Source organism: Lachnobacterium bovis DSM 14045 (assembly GCF_900107245.1).
Taxonomy (GTDB): domain Bacteria; phylum Bacillota; class Clostridia; order Lachnospirales; family Lachnospiraceae; genus Roseburia; species Roseburia bovis.
In genome coordinates, this window is the sequence record NZ_FNPG01000032.1 from 1 (window position 1) to 16,219 (window position 16,219).

The window sequence follows — 16,219 nt, forward strand, 5'->3', positions numbered from 1 at the left end:
ACACAATATACAAGTGAACTGTATCGAAAAGCAGTGGGTAAATATGGTATTGTCCAGAGCATGAACAGTGCCGGTGGCAGATGTCACGATAATGCCAGATGTGAAAGCATGTGGGCGAGATTTAAAGAAGAACTGCTTTATGGACGTTACGATACCACTATCATGACGATTGAAGAATTAAAAACACTTATCTGGAGATACTTTATCAGCTATTGGAATAACCGGAGAATATGTTCTGCCAATGGCGGATTACCTCCGATAGTTAAACGACAACAATATTATTTATCGTTACATGAAGCAGCATAGTTCAAACATCCTTGAGAAAAAAGTGTAAACTGTTATTGACAATTTCATTATATCCATATGTTGTTCCGTTACTTGAAGAAAATGTTTTTGAACCATTACAAGTTACTGAAGATGATAAGGATAAATATATCAACATAATTTATGATAACTACATTAACAAAGGATATGCGGAGCCTTTATCATACGCGCTATATTATGCAACAAAATACGATGTTAAAATCGATTCTTTTGATGTTGAAAGTATTATAAAAAAGGATGATTGTATATTACTATTATGTGCTTTGATCTATGCAAGGCATTTCAAATTAGGAAAAATCCTAGATAAGCTTAAGAAAGTTGCGAGAGAAATAAAAGACAATGGGGATATGGACGAGTATTGGCCTTTTACATATGAATGTTTGACTATTGGTATTTTGGTTGATACGTGGAAAGAACTGAAGAAAAAGAATGTTTCATTTTTAAAAGCTGAATACAGATAAAAGGAGATTAGGTTATGGCAGAGACAAAAGTAGTGTGGGGGATTCATACAACACAAGAGAATCTATTCTTACCTAACAATATTATTGGTATTGGCTGGGAAGAAATGGGCGACATAAAGTGCGCAGGTGATAATCGTGATGATATTAAGAAAAAGTATGCAGAGATTTATCCGGACTCAACTTCTGGATCAATAGCTACTTGCGTAGGAATGCTTTATAGGTTTGTTTATGAAGTACAGATAGGTGACTATGTTGTTTATCCATCAAAAGCTGATCGTAAGATAAACATAGGAGTTATCGAAAGCGATTATTATAATGAGCCTGCAGAGAATAAATATACTCAAAGAAGATGGTATCAACATTGTAGCTTATAAGGATGAATTTCCACCTCGCATATGCGTACAGGTTAAAAGTATAGATAGTGATATAAAAGAAGCTACAATCCAGTCTCTCAGAGGTGCTATGAGTGAGGAAGATTATGGCGTATTCGTTACGTTGTCTGACTATACTCCTAATGCAAAAGCATATTTAGAACAGCATCCAATTATTAGAGAAATTAATGGTTCCGAGGTTGTCGATTTAGTATTACCTTATTATGACGATTTGGATGATAAGTATCAAGATATGATTCCACTTAAGCGTGTATATATTCCGGTTTTAAGTGAAGATTTTTCTACATTGGAATGATAATAGGGTGAGTTACTTGATAGTAATATCAGATATAGACTTCGTATGTGTATTTGGAAGCATTGGAAAACTCCACAGAATAGAGCTAAGAATTTGATGAAGCTGGACGTACCAAGATAGGCAGCGTATAAAATCACCTATTGTGGAGACAGATATGCAAGACTCGCTCACAATGGATGGGTACGGGTACAAAGAGACTAACCTCATTTGGATTAGTCTCTTTGTAAGATTACTACACCGAAAGGTGTGTTACTTGTTAAGTTGATTGAACCGCCGTGTACCGAACGGTATGCACGGTGGTGGTGTGCCATGAAAGGCATACAGAAGATGAAGGTAGGCCCTTCGACAGGAATTGAACAGGCAAATCTGTCAAATCACTCTAATGCTGCTGTAGTCAAGCCTATAGTAGTAAGCGATTAGAGAAAAGGCTACAAACAGTAGTCAGATATGATACATGAAGATGAACGCAAGTGAACCGCTGAAGAAGTGTCGAAAGCGTAAGTATTCTGCAAAATCTGCTTTTCACCACTAGGCAGAGATAAAGATAATGGATACCTGTAAAGCTGATTATCTGCGGAACGGCATTAAGGTGGCATGAGCATGTATTAGGTTTCTGTGTGAAACATGGGAACCTACAGAATAATGGAAATCGAAAAGGTGCAAATCACAGAAAGATGAGACTGAAAGTAGAAAGGTATTCTCTAGGGGCGGAGTCATCCGTAGTAGTTAAGAAGTTCCTGTAATGGGAATGGAGCAAAGGGATGACATCATTTAGCTTGAATTTGATAACAACTAGGAAACTAGGAGGATTTGATGAACGAGAGCAAGCAATACGATATACCCCAAAGGGCTGTTATAGAAGCCTACAAAAGAGTAAAGGCAAACAGAGGAAGTGCTGGGATAGATGGAGTTGACTTTGAAGTATTTGAGAAAAGATTGAATACTAATCTTTATAAAATATGGAACCGAATGAGTTCTGGAAGCTATATTCCATCGCCAGTAATGGCGGTAGAAATACTAAAGAAAACAGGAGGTGTCAGACGACTGGGAATACCAACTATAACAGATAGAGTGGCACAGATGTATGTAGAACGTGCAGTAGACCCGATATTTTGTGATGACTCTTATGGCTACAGACCTAACAGGTCGGCGTTAGATGCAATAGGAATGACTAGGAAGAGATGTTGGAAATATGACTATGTAATCGAATTAGATGTAAAAGGTCTGTTTGATAATATCGACAATGAGTTATTGATGAGAGTTGTGCGAAGACATGTTAAGGAATCGTGGATTTGTATGTATATTGAAAGATGGCTCAAAACTCCATTCGTGTTGAGAAATGGTGAGGTGATAGAGCGAAACGCAGGAACACCACAGGGAGGAGTTATTAGTCCAGTACTTGCAAATATGTTCTTGCACTATGTATTTGATATGTGGATGAAGAGAAATTTTCCAAATGTACCATTTGAAAGATATGCAGATGATGGTGTGGTACACTGCAAAACAAAAGAAGCGGTTCTTTACATAAAAGAGTGTCTGGCTAAAAGATTTGCAGAATGTAAACTTGAATTACATCCGACCAAAACTAGAATTGTGTATTGTAAAGATAAGGACAGAACAAAGGATGAAGACGTAACAGAGTTTGATTTTCTTGGCTATACTTTCAAGGCTGTACACATCATGTGTAAGGATGGGAAAATGCGTTCAAACTTTATCGCATCAGTCAGAAAAGCGTCAGCTAAGACATTCAGAGACAAAATTAAATCTCTAGAAATTCATAAGAGAACTGGATGCAAAATCGACATAATTGCGGAAATCCTAAACCCTATGCTAAGAGGCTGGATTAATTATTTTGGAAAATTCAAATCCATCAGCCATGAAATATACACTTCAATGTATAGAACGTAGGCTAGTAAAATGGGCAATGTGTAAATATAAGAACCTTCGTGGGCATAGAAGACGGGCAGAAAAATGGCTCACGTCTGTAAGAAAACGAGAGCCAAGATTGTTTGCACACTGGAGCAAAATGTATTCGTATTGTTAAATGATAAGAGCCGTATGAAGGGAGACCTTCACGTACGGTTCTGTGAGAAGTTTGAGGTGAAAATCCTCTTACTTACTCGACTGAGAGGTCGGAATTTCTCAATTAAGAGAAATTCCTCCTACTACTACAATAAGTTTATGGGTTATATATCTGGCAGCCAGTCAGGTTATTGTCCAACTTATTGCTTAACTGATAGAATGAAGGTGCAATCGGAATGACTACCTCCTACTTGGACTTCGCGTCCGTAATCGAGTCTGTTATCCGGCACCTCATTCGCAGTGTTCGTTTTATGCAGGTTGAACTGCCAGTGGTACGTTCGTGTCACACCACAGTAGTTTGAATAGGCAATGAGTGAAACTGGATTTTTCCATTGCATTATTAAATATAAGGAGTGATATAGTGTATGAATGCAGTAGGTATTGATGTTTCCAAAGGCAAGAGTATGGTATCGATAATGAGACCATTCGGAGAAATCGTTTTTGAGCCATTTGAAGTAAAACATACTTCGAGTGAAATAAAAGCATTGATTGCTCTTATTAATTCGGTTGATGGAGAATCACGTATAGTGATGGAACACACGGGGCGTTATTATGAAGTCCTTGCGCATCAGTTGGCTGAAGCAAACCTTTTTGTTAGCACTATCAATGCTAAGTTGATAAAAGATTTTGATAATGATTCCTTACGAAAGGTAAAGTCTGATAAGGCTGATTCAATAAAGATAGCCAGGTATGCTCTTGACAAATGGACGGGGCTAAAACAGTATAGCCTTATGGATGAGATACGTAATCAACTAAAAATAATGAATAGACAGTTTGGCTTTTATGTAAAGCAAAAAACTGCGATGAAGAATAATCTAATTGGTATCATTGATCAAACTTTCCCTGGAGAGAACACATACTTTGATAGTCCTGCTAGAAACGATGGAAGTCAAAAGTGGGTGGATTTCATCGATACATACTGGCATGTTGATTGCATTCGGAATATGTCATTAAATGCGTTTACAGAACACTATAAAAAATGGTGTAAACGAAAGAAGTACAATTATAGTCAATCTAAGGCAGTAGAGATATACGAAAAGGCTAAAGAGGTGGTACCTGTACTTCCTAAAGATGAAATAACTAAGCTGATCATTAAATAAGCAATTTCTCAATTGAATAATGCATCTGCTACAGTTGAGTCGCTTAGGCAGTTAATGAATGAAACGGCCTCAAAGCTACCAGAATATCCTGTTGTGATGTCAATGAAGGGAGTAGGACCATCTTTAGGGCCGCAGCTTATGGCAGAAATAGGTGATGTTACTAGGTTTAGCCACAAAGCTGCAATAACAGCGTTTGCAGGTGTGGATCCGGGAGTTAATGAGTCAGGAACTTACGCACAAAAAAGTGTTCACACAACTAAACGAGGCTCGTCGGAGTTGAGAAGAACACTTTTTCTTGTTATGGATGCACTAATTAAATCCATGCCACAAGATGACCCTGTATATCAGTTCTTGGATAAGAAAAGATTGCAAGGAAAGCCGTATTATGTATATATGACGGCTGGCGCTAATAAATTTCTAAGAATTTACTATGGCAAGGTTAAAGAGTATCTATCCAAGCTGGAAAAGTAATTGCCATTTATCATTTGTGTATTGAGCCGGCACATATGTGGTGGCTTATTAGTTATGCACGATTTCGAAACTATAGAAAAATCTTATTTTACTATTGACTTTATATTTGCAGGCTCGATTAATTAGAATCATAAAGGACTGTATGCTGCCATGGGACTATATTTGCTGTAAAAGAGGTGAAGTGACATTTTTATAATAAAAACAAAAATATTTGTTACATAATTCGAAAAAGAGTTTCGAGAAATCGAAAATTGAGTTTGAAAATTACAGTTATAGATAGTATAATGTACCCTAGGACTACTTATAAGGATCGAAAGGTTCTTCGCAAAGATGGGTAATCCCCACAAGAGAGGAATTATATGGCTGTATCTTATAACGGATTATGGAAATTATTGATCGACAAGAACATGAAAAAGATGGATCTTGTTGAAAATGAAAACATCACTGTGATTTCGGAGACTTAATTCATTTTAAGAAAAGCGAAAATAAATAGTGGAGTAGGAGAGGTTACTCATGGAACAGTTAGAAGTTAAGTATGCACCAGGAATGCGGATTATCGTTCGTGGTGAGGAATGGATGGTAAAAAAAGTTGAGACTAATAGTTTAGAAAATCAGACCTTACATGTAATAGGTCTTTCTCAGCTTGTAAAAGATTATGAATCAATGTTCCTTGTGGATGTTGAAGATGATATAGAAATTGTTGATCCGGCGAGATTGCTTAGATCCCTTGCCGGAGAAGAACATGAAAATGACATTTTTATCGTAGGCGATTCTCATCAGAGAATATATAGAAACAAAGCTGTTCTTTCAAAATGCGGTATCAATGTGCGTGGAAGAAGTAGCTATTTGAGAATCAACTATAAAACTACAGAAGAAATTCGTAAGTTTGCATTTGGATTGTAGCAAGAACACATAGACTTCTTGATAATTATATTGCTGGTCTTCAGAGAGCTGGTATCAAGTCTTTCGAAATTAAGGCCAATAAGACAGATGATCGTTCCTTTGATGGTGTGAGAATTGCTACTATGCATAGAGTAAAGGGACTTGAGTTCGATTACGTTTTTGCTGTTGCAGTAAACAAAAAGGTGCTTCCGTTTGGAACAAGAGCAGACTTTGAAGATGATATTTCTCTTGAGGAATTTAGAAACGGAGAGAAGTGTCTGCTTTATGTCACTCTTACAAGAGCAAGAAAGAGTGCATGCGTTACTTGCTATGGCGGACTGAGTGAGCTGGTAGGTAAGTAATTTTCAAGCAATTATTAAGCAACCTGTGTAAGAGATAAATAAAAAACATTAAACGGAAGAAAAATGTGAAAATGAGAGAGAAGGAAATGCTTTTGGGTGAAACAAATAAGAAAAAAGCAAAATATAAGATTCATTTTATAAGAGCAATGTCAGGTGATAGTTTTCTAATAGAGCTTGGTAGAGGACATTGTATATTGATTGATTGTGGTTACAAATCTACGTATGAGACTGAATTAAAGCCCTTACTAAAAAAACTACATCGTGAAGGGTGCAGAATAGATATTTTAGTTATCACACATATGGACGAAGATCATATTGGAGGGGCAATATCACTTATTGAAGAAAATGGAGATAAAAATAATCCCCATATTATTGCGATAGATAATATTTGGTTTAATGGGATTTTCAATTTATGTCGTATTAATAGCTTTTTATCTTCACATTTGGTGGAGAAATTGTCTGAAATAGAACATGATAAAACAGAGTATTTAATGAGTAGATTTTTAAGATTAATTGGAACTGGTGAAGGTTTTGTTTCGGCAAAGCAAGCAGAGACTTTTGAAATACTCTGCAAAGAGAAAAATTATGATATTAATTTAGATGCACAGAATGGCTTAATAATGGCTGGAGATAGAACCCAAATAGGGAAATGGGAAATTAAGGTATTATCTCCAGGTGAAAAAGAGGTTGATTGTTTTGCAAAATGGATAGATAGGTGTCTTATATCGAGTTTTGGGAAAAACTACAAGCTTGATAAGCAATATTTTGTTGATTTTATTGAAAAGATGATTATTGCTACTACTAAAGATGAAGAGGGGAGTTATGGAAGTGAATGCATTTCGGCTGGCAAAGTAGATATAGAAACTTGGATTGGGACATCTAGTTTAGTTCCGATGAATGAAGCTAATCGGATGTCTATCGTGTTGGAAATAACATGTGATAATATATCGATGTTATTTACAGGAGATTCCGAGAGTGAAGATTGGATTGACAGAGCGATGACTCAATATGATGTGGTGAAATTGTCTCATCATGGTTCGACGAAGCCCAATATTGCATTGTTAGAAAAAATAGACACTGATAAAGTTCTGATATCAACAAATGGAAAAAAGAATCATCCGGAGAATGATCTTCTGGCACGAATAATAAAAAAGGATATAAAGGATATATATTTTAATTATGAAATAAGACAAAAACAACAGATATTGGATTGTCAGGAAGATTATTGTTTTACAGCACATTTTGAAGAAATGGAGATAGAGGGGTAGAAAAACATGTATTCAAATATAGTACGGATTATAAAACCAGATAAAAATATATTTGGGTCGGGGATTATTATTTGTGAGAATAAGGTTTTAACTGCTGCACATGTAGTAGAAAATGAAAAAAGCGTAAGAGTTGTTTTTGATAAAGAGTATATTGGAAATGTAGAATATGTTGATAATGTCGTAGCGTTACTATCAATTGAAGAAGAGGAGTTTAAAGATAAATATCTATTGATAGATGATAAATTACTTTTTACTTCGAACGAATTGTTTACTGATGAGTCAAAGTGGATAGTAGAGGGCTTCATTACAGAAAAACTTACAAATCATCGGATGGAAGGAACAGGAATATATCCTGTTGATGATTCACTGGTAGATTACACATTAGGAAATTTGCAATCAGGAATATCAAATGACTATAGAGGTCTGTCTGGATCTCCAGTTGTATTAAATGGCAGAGCAATTGGTATTATACAAATACAGCAATGGGATAAAAAAGGAGACTTAGGTATTTCTTTTTCATCTATAAAGATGTTTGCTGATAAGTTGCCAAGCAGTGCTGTTATAGAGCCTAAGTACATTTGCGAGTTAAAGAAGAAATGCTATGAATGTTGTGAAAACTTAATAAAAAGGAATAAGGAAATTGCAAAATACATACCTGAGATTTTTGTTGAGGAGAGTATGTATAAAGAGAATCTACGTTATTTTGCACTACCTATATTGTTTATAAACAAGGCTATTCATGATTTAAAACAACTTGATTTCAATAATATTAACAATTATTTAAAAAAAGAAAAAAAGCAACTCATATCTTTTTCTGGTTATCCTGAAAAAGTAAGTCCTGCAAATTCTGATGATAGTATTAGTACGTTAACTAATTATCTAAAAAAGTGTATTGCAGATATTGAAGAATTAGATACTAAAAGAGATGGAGTCGATTCTATAGAAGAAAGATATACTCAGGGATATTTTATTAATAGTTCAATAAAATGGGATTTGAAGGATATACTGAGTCAGATGGAATACTTGGATTACAGGGCAATGTTGTTGACCAGAAATGCTGGACAAGGGAAAACAAATTTTGTGTGTGATTTTACAGAGAATTTTTTGCTGAAAAAGAATGTATGTTCCTTGTTTTTCAATGCAGCAGATTTTTGCGATACGCCTGTAAATATCCTAAAAAAATATATCACAGTGGATGGAAAATATAGTGAAAAATATGCCATTGAAATTTTGAATCAATGGTGGATTAATGCAAAGATACCAATAGTCATTGTGATTGATGGATTAAATGAAAATATCTCTTTGCCAAATTTTGAAAATCATATTTTATATGCGATTACTGAATGGCTGAAATTACCATTTCTAAAAATTATAATGACAACTCGTTCTGAATTGTTAACAGAACGATTTGGCAAATTAACAAAAGAGAATATAGGTGAAAAGTATTCAATCCTAGATATGTCAGGTAAAAGAGAGGAGCGATTTAAAAAAAGAATTTTTGATGGATACTTGAAGCATTTTGATGTTCATATTATGAAAGATACGTTACTTGAGAGTACATATGAACTTTTGGCAAACGATACCTTATTATTGAGGTTTTTTTGTGAGGTTAATCGGGGAAAAAAGCAAGTATATATGCATGACGTATACAAGTATACACTTTTTGAGTCTTATTATAATAAAAAGAGAGATGAAATAAAGATAAAAAAGATTTCAGTGGGAGATATTTTATTTGAACAGTTAGTTGATCATATCTGTGGTTATATGGTTGAAAACAAGAAATTCAACAATATACCTAGAGAAGTCCTAAGCGTAGATGAAATTCAAATTTTAGACTATCTTTTAGAAGGCGATATTGTATTTAAGGAAGATCAAATTATAAAAAAAGGTTATTTAAATGAATCTAGTGAAGTATTAAGTTTCACATTTGATGAATTCAGGGATTTTTGTATAACTCGTTATTTGTTAAAGAAGGATGATGCTTTACAGAGTTTTCCGGTTATTTGGAATAAAATGTGTAATGAACACTGGGGCATTCTTGATGGTGTTGAGAAGTACTTATTTTTCCTTGCAAGAACAAAAGTCCCAGACATACTACCAATAATTAAGAAAAACAGTAATTTCAAAAATATGTATTGGAATAATGTTTGGAATTTAGAAGACAAAGATATTACTGATGAAGATATTTCATTATGGAGAGAACAGTTCGATTGTAAAGGACGATATAGAAGAAACTTAATTAAGTATCTTTTGGTAAGAAAGAATAAAAACTATTTTAAGAGAGTAACGATCGATTTGCTATTTGAGTTTATGGATGGTATTGCTGATAAGCCGGGTGAGTTTGATGATTTTATTAAGACATTTTTCCCTATAATAAAATTTGATAGATTCAATCAAGAAATAGATCAGAAAGAATGTGTGTTTCCTTGCAACCAGATGGTAAAAACACTTACAGAAGGATTGAATAATCATATATGTGAAAATGACTATTACACATTCCTTAAACTGTCTATTTATTTATATGGACTTATGCCAAAAGAAATCAAACATTTGTGGATAATGGCGTTATCATCTTGCACAAAAGTGATAGAAACTATTACAAATGAGTATTTGGAAAAAGAGTATATCCCAATTGTAGTAAAAGCAAATTTGGGAGATATTTATCACAGTCTAAATGAAACAGCAGAAGAGGAATATATTGTTAGATTGAAACAAAAATGTAGTAATGCGGATATATATCAAAACACTCTTTTAGCTTTAAATGAGATATGGGGGGGGAGATGTGTAATATGCTGAAGATTATTAAAGCTGAAGAGTCATATTTCATGAAAACAGACATTGATTTTGTGATTTCTGATTTTACAGAAAAACTACTGGTTCATAATGGAATGAAAAAAGGATCTTTTGCAGAAGGCTATGTGATAAGAATTTTGACTACTTTAATAGCTGGAGCCATTGATATGAGAGAAAAGTACAACAGGTTCTATCTTGAGGAATATGATTCTTTTGCAGAGTATTTATATAAAAAGGAACTTCTAGAAAAAGAAACAATTCAAGATATAAATCTAAAGGCGAATGAATCGTTATGGATGTTAAGGTTTACAAGCAATGACTATTCAATAAAGAGTATCTTGGGTTATGATGATGAAAACTTACAAATAATAAATCAAACATTGGAGTGTATATATAATGAAAATTAGGAAAGGATTTGTTACAAACAGTTCATCTACTTCTTTTATTATTTCTCTTAAAGATGAATATTCAAAGGATAATTTCATGAAGGCTATTGGAGCTGATGGGAATTCTCCGATGAATAAAATCTTTGAGGACTTGTTTAGCGCCATTGAGGATGACAAGGAAAATCTTTTAGATGTAGTTAAAGAATATGGCAATGATATTGAAGTGGAGGATTTTTTGTCTAAAAAAGGATTTAGTCAAGAAACTATTGATAAGGTTGGAAAAATGCTAGCTGATGGAAGAAAAGTGTATTATGGTAAATTGAGTTCAGACGGTGAGACTGCATCGGAGGTGTTTTTTTGCTGTGAAAGCTTTGTCATATGTGATGATAATATTTATTTTAATGGAAATATAGGTGGCTGGTAAATGCGTTATGTTAAAGATAGACAGGGATATAAAGCAATTTTTGATGAAAAGACAGGATATACGATTAGGATGGGGCGTAATGGAGAAAACCCATTTTGGAAAGAAACTGGACCAGAACTTCTGGATATAGCCATCACAAATTATTGTGAAAAAGAATGTTCGTTTTGCTATAGAGGCTCAAACAAAAAGGGAAGTCATATGAAGTTAGACTTATATGAAAGAATTCTCAAGAGCGCAAAACAAGCTGGTGTATTTCAAATTGCGCTTGGAGGTGGTAATCCTAACCAACATCCGGATTTTATTGAAATCTTAAGAATGACAAGAGAATATGGAATAGTACCATCATATACAACCAATGGGCAGGGAATGACTGAACAAATATATGAAGCAACAAAAGATTATGCGGGGGCTTTAGCGGTTAGTTGGTATTATCCGTATGATGATGCAAAAAATGTAATTAGAGAAGCTTCAAAGTATGGTATTTCAACTAATATCCATTTTGTCCTAGATGCGGATAACATAAATTTGGCAAGAAAACTATTGGAAGAAGATTGCCTTAATTATGTAAATGCTATTATTTTTTTAAATTATAAACCAGTAGGAATAGGGACTCGAAATATATTAAAAAAAGGAAAAGAAGTAAATTGTTTGATAGATGAATTATTGCAATTCAAAAAATGTCAAATTGGATTTGATAGCTGTATGATTTCGCATCTTGTAGAAAAAACAGATGTAATAAACATGTGTAGTGTTGATTATTGCGAAGCTGGAAGGTTTTCAGCATTTATTTCTGAAATTGGAAATATGTATCCGTGTTCGTTCATGTGCGGAGCAGGAATGAGTGGCACAAGTATTTTACATGATAATATTGAAACAATTTGGCGTAGTTCACAGAGCTTCGTTGATATTCGAAATCATATAAGAACTACTAGAAAAGATAGTTGTTCTAAATGTATGATGTATAATCAGTGTCATGGTGGATGTCCTGTATTTGATATAAATTGTAAATGAAATGAGGTATTGAATGGTGGATTATGAATTTTTAGAAAATGAAGAGCTCGAAGATGAAGAAAAATGGAATTGTGTAAGAGAAAGAAATATAAAAATTAATATTGCTAAACAACTAATTGCAAATGGAATGGTTGAAAAAAAATCATTTTCCCTGCAGGAATTAAAAGAGTGGTTTTCTTTTAAGGAGAGTGATGTCTTAAAAATAGCTTCTCGTATTTTTATCTCAACAGGGAACCAATTTGAAATGACTTCGGCTTTTTCTGTTTTTATAGATAAGGTAGTTCAATCTAATAAAGCCGCAAAAGAATCTTTATTAGCTGCTGAAGCAGAATATATTAAAATATATGGTGCATTTTATGAAGAAGCCAAAAGAGATGATTATAGAGCATATGCAGGTGACAGATATTTAAAGATATTTGAAAAATTAAAGACTATTATTCCAATTATTCATTGGGGGCGCCTTCCTATATTTAACAAATATTTAATTTATAACAGGGAGAAGAATCCAGAATTAGAGATGATTGAGTTTTATGACCATCCAGATTGTTTGAATGCGTTATTGAACGAGGTGAAAAATAAAGGTATTGTTTTGTCAAATAAAAGTGATGAGACTTTGAATAAAGAGATGTCGTTTTCGGTCTATACTAGACGATGGGGGCATGAAGACAGGTATACTATAAAGAGAACAGTTAATGGTTGGGATTGTGGATTTAGTACTGCTGGCGGAGAATGTAAAAAAAATGGTGAAGGTGGCTTGTTTGCTAACCTAGATCATGATTCAATATTTTATCCGCGTGACGGAGTTGCATATGCTTTGGAAAAACTTTGGTATGATGCAGACGATGGAGAGATTGATTATGAAGAATTAGCAAAGCGTATACAGCAATTAGCGGATTGGATAAGTGCTGTTGAAAAATCGATAAGTGCTCAACCAGAATGGGTTGGATATTATTGAGAAAAATAATCTTTACATCCTCTGTATACGGCCTTTAAATGAAAAAGTAACTGCTAGACCTTATTGACACTCCTGATTTAAAACCTTAAAATGAGGCAAAATACGAGCTTACAGACGTATGTTTTAAAAGAAAAGCTATTATTTTGCGTGAATTCTGGACATGACTAATAAGCGGCATAACAGTCGGTTTGCAAAAGTAACTGAGACCCCGCTTCAATCAAGCATATGAGACCTTTGTTTGATCCGATAGATATTTAGTGTTTGATTAGTTTTGGACTTAGAATAACCTCATCAGGTGGAATGGGTGAAAGGTTAAGCGCGGATAATAGCTTTTTTTCATCCACAGAATCCATTAAATCAAAAGGTGTTTTGCCATGAAGCTTGTGGATCACAGAAGAAGACATGGGTGCGAATTAACCCGGGACGCGTATGCTCTAGTGCATTTGGATTTTTAAATTCGACTCCGTTGTCGGTCTTATGCCGAATTCAAGAAGGTAGATGAGTTAGAACTTACAACAGATGAGGATGGACTCTTGGTTTATAGAACAAGCCTTTATTACTGTAATCCAATGGCTTCATGGCAGAAAGGATGTATTGAGAAAAATCATGAATTTATTCGTTATGCTGTGCCAAAAGGAAAAAGCTTAAATCCATACACGCAAGAAGATATGACTTTATTAATGAATCATATCAACAGTGTTAAACGTCCTGGTCTAGGAAACAAAAGCCCATATGAGCTCGTTGAAGAAGATGATGAAGATTTCAAAGCATTAATGTCATTACTAAAAATGCACCTCATCCCACCAGATGAAGTGCATTTAATGCCAGATTTATTCGTTAAAAAGTAGTTAGACCGAAACTGCAGATAGTAATCGATTTGTCAATAGGTATTAAATAGACGGGTCGCATTTACTTTTGCATAACAAGTAGCCAGCCGTCTATTAAGCATGCAAACAAATATATATCTGCTATCTGGAATGTCTTAATTATAGCATGATATTTGAATTTTAACATCCATTATTAGGGCTTTATTGACCTTATAAAAGTAATTTGATTATTAGACGTATTTTCAGTTGGGTTTTAGTTTTTCATTCAAGGCTCTGTACTGGTCAACATTTTTGGTAACAAGTCGGACGGATAAATTAGCTAAATCTTAATTCCATTGGTGTTAAATTGTTATTATAAGTATGAGGTCTGACGTAGTTATACCAGTTAATATATTGCTTAGTCATCTTGTCTAACATTTCAACGCTATCAAATGTAAACCTATAATAAAAACAATTTTTAAATGTATTATAAAATCTTTTCATTGGAGCGTTGTCATATGGACAACCCGCTCTACTCATACTTTGAATGATATTGTTATCTTTACAAAATTTTATGTTTATGCTCTGACTTATATCCAGGCTTTTTTCGCATTATAATTGATGCCAAGTTTAACATCTTGTTCATATATTTATGGACTGTAAATTTACTAAGATATATACCATATCTTGATAAAAATACTCTCATGGGTCTGTGTCCTATTGTTTTGTTATTGTTATAAAAAATATATTTGATTTTATCAAATATAACTTCTCTTTGAGCATAATACCGAGGCTTTTTTAGGAAATCTATTTCCTTTTCTTTTTCTTTTAACTGTCTGTTTAAGGCTTTTATTTCATTAACGTAATCAATGTTGCTTTTATTATTATTTTTATTATTAGTTGTGTACAGGCATTCTTCGCTGTATTTTTTAGTTCAATCACGTATTGATGTTTTAGATATATTAAACTCTGCGGCAATCTCTGCATAAGATTTTGCACTTTTAATATACATATATACTACGTCCTTTTTGAAATCTCCATTGTACTTTGCTGACATAATTGGTCCTCCTAGATAATATTATTTATAACATATTATCTGTCCAAGGTGTTACCAATTTAGTATACCAGTACAAAATTTGTAAAAATGTATTGCATTTTTCTGCGCTTTTGAATACAATAAATGTAACAGAGTTGCCTGAAGTCCGTTGGACATTGGGGACCAAGCTGAGTCTTGTGCTCAGCTTTTTTACGTTAAGGAGAGATTCTATGGATTTGAAAAAATCATTGACTTTTGATGAGCAGCTGGAAAGGTTGGAGGCGCATGGGATTGTTGTTACTAATAGAGAAAAAGCGATTGAAATTTAAAAAAGAGTGAATTACTATCGCTTTACAGGCTATGCTTTGCAATTCAGAAAAAATCCTTCTAATAGTGACTATATGGAAGGGACTAAATTTGAAACGGTGTATCACCTATATAAAGTTGATGAAATATTAAGAGACACATTTCGGCGGTACATTGAAAAAGCAGAAGTATATTACAGGACACAGATAGCATATGGCTTTTCAATTACTAAATGCACGAAAGCACCTTATGATCAGCATTATGATGAAAATAATTTTTATAATAAAAGAGGTTATAAGGAAGTGATGGATAGTTTTAGCCGAGAAAAAAATTATTATAAGGACAGCTTGATTGTGAAGCATCATAAAGTAAAGTATTCAAGTAAAATGCCGCTGTGGGTTATTGTGGAATTGATGTCTTTTTCTAATATTTCCAAGTTATACAGTTCCATGTATTATTCAGAAAAAGAAGTTATTGCAAAAATGGTTGGCATTGGTAGAGATACCTTAGAAAACCACCTCCATTGTCTATCGGTATTGAGAAATAAATGTGCCCATGCAGCTAGAATGTATAATACAGATTTTAATCCGCCAGCAAGGTTTACAACCAGCTTCTTAAAAAAACATCCGGAGATTAAGAATAATTCATTGTTTGCATATACGTTAGTATTGCTAAAAAGGCTTCCCGATGAAGAGAGCAAGAGATCTTTAGTAGAAACTGTGAAAGCAGTTATAGATGAGTATAGAAATGATATTGATTTAGGCTTGATTGGATTTCCTGAGAACTACATGGAAATTATGGAAAATAATTTGTTGTAAAGAAGGATGTTTTTACAGAAGCAAACAGATGGCAAACGCTTTGAATA

The 16,219-nt window shown here is 33.8% G+C and carries 17 protein-coding genes and 2 pseudogenes; 17 read left to right on the top strand and 2 right to left on the bottom strand.

Annotation, left to right across the window (positions count from 1 at the left end; genetic code table 11):
• From BLV79_RS11065 to BLV79_RS11140, 16 genes and pseudogenes are all read left to right on the top strand, one after another.
• Positions 1-306: integrase core domain-containing protein (locus BLV79_RS11065; protein ID WP_143470260.1), on the top strand; the 306-nt coding region annotated here is incomplete at its 5' end.
• 35 nt (positions 307-341) lie between these two features.
• Positions 342-785, top strand: coding sequence for a hypothetical protein (locus BLV79_RS11070; RefSeq protein WP_074718967.1), 444 nt, complete (start codon positions 342-344; stop codon positions 783-785).
• Between the two features lie 14 nt (positions 786-799).
• Complete coding sequence (locus tag BLV79_RS13075) at positions 800-1,159, top strand: restriction endonuclease (protein ID WP_242871466.1); 360 nt, start codon at positions 800-802, stop codon at positions 1,157-1,159.
• Positions 1,101-1,472: a restriction endonuclease gene (locus BLV79_RS13080; RefSeq protein ID WP_242871467.1), complete on the top strand. Its 372-nt coding sequence runs from the start codon at positions 1,101-1,103 to the stop codon at positions 1,470-1,472. The genes BLV79_RS13075 and BLV79_RS13080 overlap by 59 nt, the downstream gene beginning before the upstream one ends.
• A gap of 15 nt (positions 1,473-1,487) precedes the next feature.
• Positions 1,488-1,589 (top strand): annotated as a pseudogene (locus tag BLV79_RS13310) (hypothetical protein); the annotation flags it as partial.
• Between the two features lie 696 nt (positions 1,590-2,285).
• Positions 2,286-3,380 (top strand): group II intron reverse transcriptase/maturase, encoded by a 1,095-nt coding sequence (ltrA, locus tag BLV79_RS11085; RefSeq protein WP_242871468.1) that lies wholly within the window; start codon positions 2,286-2,288, stop codon positions 3,378-3,380.
• Positions 3,381-3,919: 539 nt separating this feature from the next.
• Positions 3,920-5,125: pseudogene (locus BLV79_RS11090) on the top strand (IS110 family RNA-guided transposase).
• Positions 5,126-5,638: 513 nt separating this feature from the next.
• Entirely contained in the window at positions 5,639-6,028 is a 390-nt protein-coding gene (locus BLV79_RS11100) for a hypothetical protein (RefSeq protein WP_074718969.1), read from the top strand.
• Positions 6,029-6,096: 68 nt separating this feature from the next.
• Positions 6,097-6,369 carry a 3'-5' exonuclease gene (locus tag BLV79_RS11105; protein WP_330390010.1) on the top strand — a complete coding sequence of 91 codons (273 nt, stop codon included), beginning with the start codon at positions 6,097-6,099 and terminating at the stop codon, positions 6,367-6,369.
• A gap of 71 nt (positions 6,370-6,440) precedes the next feature.
• Positions 6,441-7,637 carry a ComEC/Rec2 family competence protein gene (locus BLV79_RS11110; RefSeq protein ID WP_083354561.1) on the top strand — a complete coding sequence of 399 codons (1,197 nt, stop codon included), beginning with the start codon at positions 6,441-6,443 and terminating at the stop codon, positions 7,635-7,637.
• 6 nt (positions 7,638-7,643) lie between these two features.
• Complete coding sequence (locus tag BLV79_RS11115; RefSeq protein WP_074718973.1) at positions 7,644-10,433, top strand: S1 family peptidase; 2,790 nt, start codon at positions 7,644-7,646, stop codon at positions 10,431-10,433.
• Positions 10,427-10,837, top strand: coding sequence for a hypothetical protein (locus BLV79_RS11120; RefSeq protein WP_074718975.1), 411 nt, complete (start codon positions 10,427-10,429; stop codon positions 10,835-10,837). Before BLV79_RS11115 ends, BLV79_RS11120 begins: the two co-directional genes overlap by 7 nt.
• Entirely contained in the window at positions 10,827-11,240 is a 414-nt protein-coding gene (locus BLV79_RS12620; RefSeq protein ID WP_074718977.1) for a hypothetical protein, read from the top strand. Before BLV79_RS11120 ends, BLV79_RS12620 begins: the two co-directional genes overlap by 11 nt.
• Positions 11,241-12,251, top strand: a complete 1,011-nt coding sequence (locus tag BLV79_RS11130) for a radical SAM/SPASM domain-containing protein (RefSeq protein WP_074718979.1) — start codon at positions 11,241-11,243, stop codon at positions 12,249-12,251. It abuts the gene before it with no gap.
• 16 nt (positions 12,252-12,267) lie between these two features.
• Positions 12,268-13,206 carry a hypothetical protein gene (locus BLV79_RS11135; protein ID WP_074719005.1) on the top strand — a complete coding sequence of 313 codons (939 nt, stop codon included), beginning with the start codon at positions 12,268-12,270 and terminating at the stop codon, positions 13,204-13,206.
• Positions 13,207-13,739: 533 nt separating this feature from the next.
• Positions 13,740-14,054, top strand: coding sequence for a hypothetical protein (locus tag BLV79_RS11140; RefSeq protein ID WP_200795898.1), 315 nt, complete (start codon positions 13,740-13,742; stop codon positions 14,052-14,054).
• A gap of 294 nt (positions 14,055-14,348) precedes the next feature.
• Here BLV79_RS11140 and BLV79_RS11145 read toward each other — a convergent pair whose 3' ends face one another.
• Both BLV79_RS11145 and BLV79_RS12915 read right to left on the bottom strand, forming a co-directional pair.
• Positions 14,349-14,552, bottom strand: a complete 204-nt coding sequence (locus BLV79_RS11145; RefSeq protein WP_074718981.1) for an integrase core domain-containing protein — start codon at positions 14,550-14,552, stop codon at positions 14,349-14,351.
• Between the two features lie 394 nt (positions 14,553-14,946).
• Positions 14,947-15,069, bottom strand: a complete 123-nt coding sequence (locus tag BLV79_RS12915; protein ID WP_143470261.1) for a transposase — start codon at positions 15,067-15,069, stop codon at positions 14,947-14,949.
• Between the two features lie 314 nt (positions 15,070-15,383).
• On the opposite strand from BLV79_RS12915, the gene BLV79_RS11150 reads away from it, so the two are divergent.
• Positions 15,384-16,172, top strand: coding sequence for an Abi family protein (locus BLV79_RS11150; protein WP_074718983.1), 789 nt, complete (start codon positions 15,384-15,386; stop codon positions 16,170-16,172).
• Positions 16,173-16,219: the final 47 nt, after the last annotated feature.

What these genes read in the sequence shown, in the direction of transcription:
- BLV79_RS13075 (WP_242871466.1), top strand. Translation starts at nt 800, where the DNA reads ATGGCAGAGACAAAAGTAGTGTGGGGGATTCATACAACACAAGAGAAT.
- BLV79_RS13080 (WP_242871467.1), top strand. Translation starts at nt 1,101, where the DNA reads ATGAGCCTGCAGAGAATAAATATACTCAAAGAAGATGGTATCAACATT.
- ltrA (WP_242871468.1), top strand. Translation starts at nt 2,286, where the DNA reads ATGAACGAGAGCAAGCAATACGATATACCCCAAAGGGCTGTTATAGAA.
- BLV79_RS11100 (WP_074718969.1), top strand. Translation starts at nt 5,639, where the DNA reads ATGGAACAGTTAGAAGTTAAGTATGCACCAGGAATGCGGATTATCGTT.
- BLV79_RS11110 (WP_083354561.1), top strand. Translation starts at nt 6,441, where the DNA reads ATGAGAGAGAAGGAAATGCTTTTGGGTGAAACAAATAAGAAAAAAGCA.
- BLV79_RS11115 (WP_074718973.1), top strand. Translation starts at nt 7,644, where the DNA reads ATGTATTCAAATATAGTACGGATTATAAAACCAGATAAAAATATATTT.
- BLV79_RS11120 (WP_074718975.1), top strand. Translation starts at nt 10,427, where the DNA reads ATGCTGAAGATTATTAAAGCTGAAGAGTCATATTTCATGAAAACAGAC.
- BLV79_RS12620 (WP_074718977.1), top strand. Translation starts at nt 10,827, where the DNA reads ATGAAAATTAGGAAAGGATTTGTTACAAACAGTTCATCTACTTCTTTT.
- BLV79_RS11130 (WP_074718979.1), top strand. Translation starts at nt 11,241, where the DNA reads ATGCGTTATGTTAAAGATAGACAGGGATATAAAGCAATTTTTGATGAA.
- BLV79_RS11145 (WP_074718981.1), bottom strand. Translation starts at nt 14,552, where the DNA reads ATGAGTAGAGCGGGTTGTCCATATGACAACGCTCCAATGAAAAGATTT.
- BLV79_RS12915 (WP_143470261.1), bottom strand. Translation starts at nt 15,069, where the DNA reads ATGTCAGCAAAGTACAATGGAGATTTCAAAAAGGACGTAGTATATATG.